General features: G+C 32.0%; 4 protein-coding genes, 1 tRNA gene and 2 rRNA genes. 4 read left to right on the top strand and 3 right to left on the bottom strand.

Features of this window, described 5'->3' with window-relative positions:
• From SPD90_RS13085 to rrf, 3 genes are all read left to right on the top strand, one after another.
• A 23S ribosomal RNA gene (locus SPD90_RS13085) occupies nt 1-138 on the top strand; the annotation flags it as partial.
• Nucleotides 139-261: 123 nt separating this feature from the next.
• Nucleotides 262-336 (top strand) — tRNA-Thr (locus SPD90_RS13080).
• 10 nt (nt 337-346) lie between these two features.
• A 5S ribosomal RNA gene (rrf, locus tag SPD90_RS13075) occupies nt 347-463 on the top strand.
• 438 nt (nt 464-901) lie between these two features.
• Here the strand turns inward: rrf and SPD90_RS13070 are convergent.
• From SPD90_RS13070 to SPD90_RS13060, 3 genes are all read right to left on the bottom strand, one after another.
• On the bottom strand, nt 902-2,674 hold the full coding sequence (locus SPD90_RS13070) for an NADH-dependent [FeFe] hydrogenase, group A6 (RefSeq protein WP_320626780.1): 1,773 nt from the start codon (nt 2,672-2,674) through the stop codon (nt 902-904).
• 70 nt (nt 2,675-2,744) lie between these two features.
• The gene (locus tag SPD90_RS13065; RefSeq protein ID WP_320925522.1) at nt 2,745-4,631 is read right to left on the bottom strand and encodes an NADH-quinone oxidoreductase subunit NuoF; all 1,887 of its coding nucleotides are present in this window, start codon (nt 4,629-4,631) and stop codon (nt 2,745-2,747) included.
• Nucleotides 4,632-4,644: 13 nt separating this feature from the next.
• On the bottom strand, nt 4,645-5,145 hold the full coding sequence (locus SPD90_RS13060) for an NADH-quinone oxidoreductase subunit NuoE family protein (RefSeq protein WP_320626782.1): 501 nt from the start codon (nt 5,143-5,145) through the stop codon (nt 4,645-4,647).
• A 435-nt stretch (nt 5,146-5,580) separates the two neighbouring features.
• Between SPD90_RS13060 and uvrB the strand changes: the two genes are divergently transcribed.
• On the top strand, nt 5,581-6,979 hold a 1,399-nt coding region (uvrB, locus tag SPD90_RS13055), incomplete at its 3' end, for an excinuclease ABC subunit UvrB (RefSeq protein WP_320925521.1).

Raw genomic sequence — 6,979 nt, 5'->3', positions numbered from 1 at the left:
AGCGCGAAGCCCACTTCAAGATAAGATTTCCCACCGCAAGGTTAAGATCCCAGGAAGACTACCTGGTTGATAGGTCAGAGGTGTAAGTGCAGTAATGTATTTAGCTTACTGATACTAATAGATCGAGGACTTGACCAAATGAATAATACATTCATTAAATGTTAGCAATTTTGAAAGTGTTAATATGGATTTTAAATAAACTTAGAATATATTAATATGAAATATAGCATAAGAATAATATTTTTATGCTTTTATATATATGCTGGTGTGGCTCAATGGCAGAGCAGCTGACTTGTAATCAGCAGGTTGTAGGTTCGACTCCTATCACCAGCTCCAAATAAGATTATGTGGTTATTATAGCAAAGAGGATACACCTGTTCCCATTCCGAACACAGAAGTTAAGCTCTTTAGCGCCGATGGTACTTGGTGGGTGACCGCCTGGGAGAGTAGGACGTAGCCACGTAGTCTTTTTTTATTGTAAATAAAAAAAGAGACTCAATTAGACGGGGACTAAAGGAGTCTTATTAAGAGTTATATACTTTTGAGATAATTTATTTTAATTCTAAATTGTTAGTATTGTTATTTATAAGATATATTTCTTATGGATATTTCTTATATTATAATAATACTACTTTTTTTATATAATTACAATACTTTTTATTATGTTTTGTTATATTTTAAAATGTTTTATTGTGTTTTGTTAATTGCTATTATATACAATATCCGACAAATTGTAAACTAGAAATTGAATATTTATAGATGAAATCAATGTTATAAAGTAGTATTATAGCAAATTGTATAAATTTTTGAAAAAAATATTTTTTTATAAAATAAAAAAGGATGACCGTAAATCGATCATCCTTTATAAAATTATTTATAATATTTATCTATCTCATTCATCTTATTCATTCATATATGGGTTACTCTTATCAGTATAAGAAGTATGTAGATATTCGTGAGCTTCGTGTCCGCCTCTCTTACCTAAGAAGTTAGCATATAATGTTAAGATATCTTGGTTTTTATGAGATTTACGTTGAGTTTTATTAGAGTCTATTGCATATAAAGCAGCACCTCTAGCTTTAACTTTTTCATAATCTCCATGATGGAATGGTTGTCCACCACCAGCTACACATCCGCCTGGGCAAGCCATTATTTCTATAACTTGGTATTTAGGTTCTCTACCAGCAGCTAAATCTGCTCTTAATTCTTCCATTAATGTTCTTGCATGTCCTAAAGATGAAGCAGCAGCAACTCTTACATCTTTACCAGCTATATTTATAGTAGCTTCTTTTATACCTTTAAATCCTCTAACTTCTACGAAATCTATACCATTGAATGGTAATTCCATCTTAGTTATATCAGTATAAGCAGTTCTTAATGCAGCTTCTAGAACACCACCAGTAACACCGAATATATCAGCAGCACCAGTTGAGTTTCCTAGAGGACTATTGAATTGAGATTCAGGCATATGAACTAGATCTATACCAGCTTCTCTTATCATTCTAGCGATTTCTCTTACAGATAATGATATATCAGTGTCTTGTATACCGTCTTTACTTAATTGTTCTCTAGATATTTCGTATTTTTTAGCTATACAAGGCATTATAGATACGATTATTACTTCATCTGGTTTTTTATCTAATACTTTGTCTGCAAAGTAGTATCTTGCCATTGAAGAGAACATACCTTGTGGAGATTTACAAGTTGATAAATATGGAATTAAATCTGGGAATTGAGTTTCACAGAATCTAACCCAAGATGGACAACAAGAAGTAAGTATTGGTAATTTTCCACCGTTAGTAAATCTTTCTACAAATTCATTTGCTTCTTCCATTATAGTTAAGTCAGCAGCAAAGTTAGTATCGAATACATAGTCAAATCCTAATTGTTTTAAAGCAGATATTAATTTACCTGTAGATACAGTACCAGGATCTAGTCCGAATTCTTCACATATACTAACTCTTACAGCTGGAGCTATTTGAACTATAACAGGTTTTTCAGTTTGTTGTAATGCAGCCCAAGCTTCTTTAGAGTTATCTTTTTCTATTAAAGCATCAGTTGGACATACACTTACACATTGTCCACAGAATACGCAATCTGTATGAACTAAGTCTTGATCAAAGAAAGTACCAACTATAGTGTTGAATCCACGGTTTAAACCAGAAAGAGCACCTACAGTTTGAACTTTATTACACATAGTTTCACATCTTCTACATAATACACATTTAGATGTATCTTTTATTATTGGAAGAGAAGAAGTGTCAGGTCTAAATGTTGATTTTTCACCTTTGAATCTGATTTCTCTTATGTTCATTTCAGATGCAAGTTTTTGTAATTCACAAGTACCACATTTATCGCAAGTGAAGCAATCTTGTGGATGGTCTGATAGTAGTAATTCAACTACGTTTTTTCTATATCTTAAAGCTTCTGGGCTGTTAGTATTTACTACCATACCTTCTCTAACCATAGTACCACAAGCAGGTACTAATTTGTTTCCAGCAGTTACCATACAAACACGGCAAGAAGCACAGTCGTCTACGAATCCAATTTCTTCTATTTTCATATTACATAGACTAGGTATTTTTATATTTACTTGTTTTGCTGCATCTAATATCTTAGTTCCAGCAGGAACTGATACAGCTTTACCATTTATAGTTAAGTTAACTAAGTTCATTGATAAATTCCTCCTTAATAATTTAATAAAATTATTGTTTAAGCACTTTACACGTTATACATTGAGCATACTACATTTTTACTATAGCGTCTTTCTTACATTTAGACATACAAGCACCACATTTTAGACATTTAGTAGTATCAATAACATGTTTTTGTTTCTTTTCACCAGTTATAGCATCAGCTGGACAATTCTTCTTACATAATCCACAACCTATACAGTTGTCAGTTATTACGAAGTTTAATAGAGATTGACATTTACCAGCAGGACATTTTTTATCCTTAACGTGAGCTAAATATTCATCGTAGAAACAATCTAATGTACTAAGTACTGGGTTTGGAGCACATTTACCAAGACCACATAAAGAAGTATTCTTTATAGTTAAAGCTAAGTCTTTTAAGTCATCTAAGTCTTTTTCTTCAGCTTTTCCATCACATATTTTGTTTAACATTTCAAGTAATCTCTTGTTACCTATACGACATGGTGTACATTTACCACAAGATTCATCAACTGTGAATTCAAGGAAGAATTTAGCTATGTCAACCATACAGTCAGTTTCATCAAGAACAAGCATACCACCAGAACCCATCATAGATCCTATATCACTTAATGATTTGAAATCTATTGGAGTATCTAGATCTTTTTCTGATATACATCCACCAGAAGGACCACCTGTTTGAACAGCTTTGAATTTCTTTCCACCAGGGATACCTCCACCGATATCGTAAACTATTTCTCTTAAAGTAGTTCCCATAGGTACTTCAACAAGACCAACGTTGTTTATTTTTCCACCTAAAGCGAAAACTTTAGTACCAGTAGAATCTTCAGTACCAAAAGAAGCGAACCATTTAGCACCTTTGTTTATTATTGCAGGAACGTTTCCGAAAGTTTCAACGTTGTTTACAGAAGTTGGAGCTTGCCATAAACCATGTTGAGAAGAAGAGAATGTTTTCATTCTTGGTTCACCACGTTTACCTTCTATAGAATTTATAAGAGCAGTACCTTCACCACAAACGAATGCACCAGCACCATATTTTAATTCTATTTTGAAGTTAAATCCAGTTCCTAATATATTTTCACCTAAAACTCCAGCTTCTTCAGCTTGAGCTATAGCTATTTTTAATCTATCTATTGCAAGAGGATATTCAGCTCTTATGTAGATGTATCCTTCTGCAGCACCTACAGCATAACCTGCTATTGCCATAGCTTCTAATACACTGTGTGGGTCACCTTCAAGTAAAGATCTATCCATGAATGCACCTGGGTCACCTTCGTCAGCGTTACATACTATGAATTTTTTACCGTTTATAGCAGGGTTTTTAGAAGCAGATTCCCATTTTCTTCCTGTAGGGAAACCAGCTCCACCACGACCTCTTAAACCAGAAGCTTTCATTTCTTCTATAACTTCTTTAGGAGTCATTTCAGATAGACATTTAGCAAGTGCAGTATATCCATCATTTGCTATATATTCAGTTATATCTTCTGGATTTATATGTCCACAGTTTCTTAAAGCAATACGAACTTGTTTTTTGTAGAATTCCATATCGCTATCTCTTTTAACTTTTTGGAAATCTAGAGTTGGTTCTGCGAATAATAATCTTTCAACGACTTGGTTATTTTTTATATGACTTTCAACTATTTCAGCGGCATCTTCAGGTTTTACATGAACGTAGAACACGTTATCAGGGTAAACTTTAACTATTGGACCCATTGCACAGAATCCAAAGCATCCTGTTAGATGTACCATAGCATGGTCTTCTAAACCAGCTTTTTTAATTTCATTTTTTAGATTTTCTATTATAACTAAACTTTCTGAAGAAGTACATCCAGTACCACCGCAAACTAATATATCTCTTTTATCTGGTATTTCTTCAGTATGATTTTCTCTTAAATTAAGAATAGGTTTATATTCTTGGACAGCAGCTTTTAACTCAGCTATTGAATTTAATTTTTTCATCAATATTACCTCCCTAACAGCTTAATTCTAAATTTCTATAGTTGTCTAATATTTTTGAAACATCGTCAACAGTTACTTGACCGTAAACTTTACCGTTAACAGTAACAACAGGAGCTAAACCACAAGCACCTACACATCTTAATCCTTCAAGAGTGAATTTAAGATCTTCAGTAGTTTCGCCATTTTTAATTCCTAATTGTTTTTCAAATTCAGCCATAACTTTGTCTGAGCCTTTAACGAAGCAAACTGTACCTAGACAGACACTAATTTTGTATTCTCCGATTGGATTTACAGAGAAGTAAGAGTAAAAGCTAACAACACCATAAACAGTAGCAGGTGAAATACCTAATCTTTTTGCTATGTGAAGTTGAACTTCTTTTGGTAGATATCCAAAAATTCCTTGTGCTTCTTTAAGAACAAAGATTAATGAACTTTCATCAGCTACTTCTAATGAATCGATTAATTTATCTAATTCATCAAATAATTTTTGGTTTTGTGAAACGAAATCACACATACAAATCCCCCTTTTCAATTTTGAAATAATTAAAATTAATAAAATATACTAAATAAAAAATAAGATGTATTTATATTTTAAGTTTAAAAAATATAATTATGCAATATACAGTATATACTATATAGGCAAACATATATTTTAAAAATAAAAATAAAATGTAATATGAAGTAATTATAAAATTTCTAAATATTACATACCTATTATAATATATAAATGGATAAAATTGTAAAAAATCTGAAAATTATATCGAAAAAAATTTATTTTTTTTAAATAAAATATTTTTTAATAGACGAATTTTTTATAAAAACGCATTTAAACTATTTTTTTATGGGTAAAATATTTTTAGTTTAATAGTTAAAAGTTAGGATACAGTGATATATATTATGGTATAATTGAGGAAGGTGAACTAATGTTCGAGAGAGGCGAGGTGATATTATGGATTTTAAAATAAAATCAGACTTCAAACCGACTGGAGATCAACCAGAGGCTATTAGAGAAATTGTAAACGCCATAAATCATGATGAAAAATTTTCGACTTTATTAGGTGTTACGGGTTCAGGAAAAACATTTACTATGGCAAATATAATACAAGAGGTCAAAAAGCCAACTCTTATTTTAGCTCATAATAAGACATTGGCAGCTCAGCTTTACAGTGAATTTAAAGAATTTTTTCCTGATAATGCAGTAGAATATTTTGTCAGTTATTATGATTATTATCAACCAGAGGCCTATGTAGCTCATAGTGATACTTATATAGAAAAGGATGCGAGTATAAATGATGAAATCGACAAATTACGTCATTCTGCTACAGCATCGATTTTAGAGAGAAAGGATACGATAATAGTATCTTCTGTATCTTGTATTTACGGTATAGGGGATCCAAAGGATTACAAGGATTTGATGTTATCTCTAAGAGTAGGTATGCAGGTTGAAAGAGATGATATTATCAAGAAGCTAGTAGAGATACAATACGAGAGAAATGACATTAATTTTGTCAGAGGGACATTTAGAGTTAGGGGAGATGTAGTTGAAATTTTCCCTGTAAGCAACGATGAAAGAGCGATTAGAGTAGAATTTTTTGGAGATGAAATAGATAGAATAACAGAAATTGATTATGTAACAGGTAAAATAATTGGTACGAGAAGCTATACGGCTATTTTCCCTGCATCACATTATGTTACAACTCCAGAGAGAATTGAAGAGGCTATAAAGTCTATAGAAAAGGAATTAGCAGAGGTAATTCAAGAATTTAAAGATAATGATAAATTACTTGAAGCACAGAGAATAGAACAGAGAACAAAATACGACATAGAAATGCTTAAGGAATTGGGATTCTGCCAGGGGATAGAAAACTATTCGAGACATATTACAGGCAGAAAACCAGGTGAAAAACCGTATACTCTTATGAATTTCTTCCCAGATGATTTTCTATTGATAGTGGACGAATCACACGTTACAATACCACAGGTTAGAGGTATGTATGCAGGTGATCAATCTAGAAAAAAATCGTTGATAGATAACGGATTTAGACTTCCTTCTGCTTACGACAATAGACCTTTGAATTTCTCTGAATTTGAGGAAAATATAAACCAAGTTCTATTTGTTTCTGCTACTCCTGGACCTTATGAAATAGAGCATTCGACGACAGTAGCACAGCAAATTATAAGACCTACAGGTCTACTTGATCCTATTATAGAAGTCAGACCGATAGAAAATCAAATAGATGATTTAGTCGGAGAAATAAACAAGGTTGTGGAAAAAAATGAAAGAGTATTGATTACGACTTTGACTAAAAAGATGAGCGAGGATTTGACTAATTATCTAAAGGAAATAG

Origin of the sequence: Intestinibacter sp. (assembly GCF_034113885.1) — a bacterium.
Taxonomy (GTDB): domain Bacteria; phylum Bacillota; class Clostridia; order Peptostreptococcales; family Peptostreptococcaceae; genus Intestinibacter.
Note: the sequence above shows the minus strand (reverse complement) of the source record. Positions and strands in the feature narration are given on the sequence as shown.

Excerpts from the sequence above, each read along its gene's own strand:
- SPD90_RS13065 (WP_320925522.1), bottom strand. The coding sequence starts at position 4,631 with ATGAAAAAATTAAATTCAATAGCTGAGTTAAAAGCTGCTGTCCAAGAA.
- SPD90_RS13060 (WP_320626782.1), bottom strand. The coding sequence starts at position 5,145 with ATGTGTGATTTCGTTTCACAAAACCAAAAATTATTTGATGAATTAGAT.
- SPD90_RS13070 (WP_320626780.1), bottom strand. The coding sequence starts at position 2,674 with ATGAACTTAGTTAACTTAACTATAAATGGTAAAGCTGTATCAGTTCCT.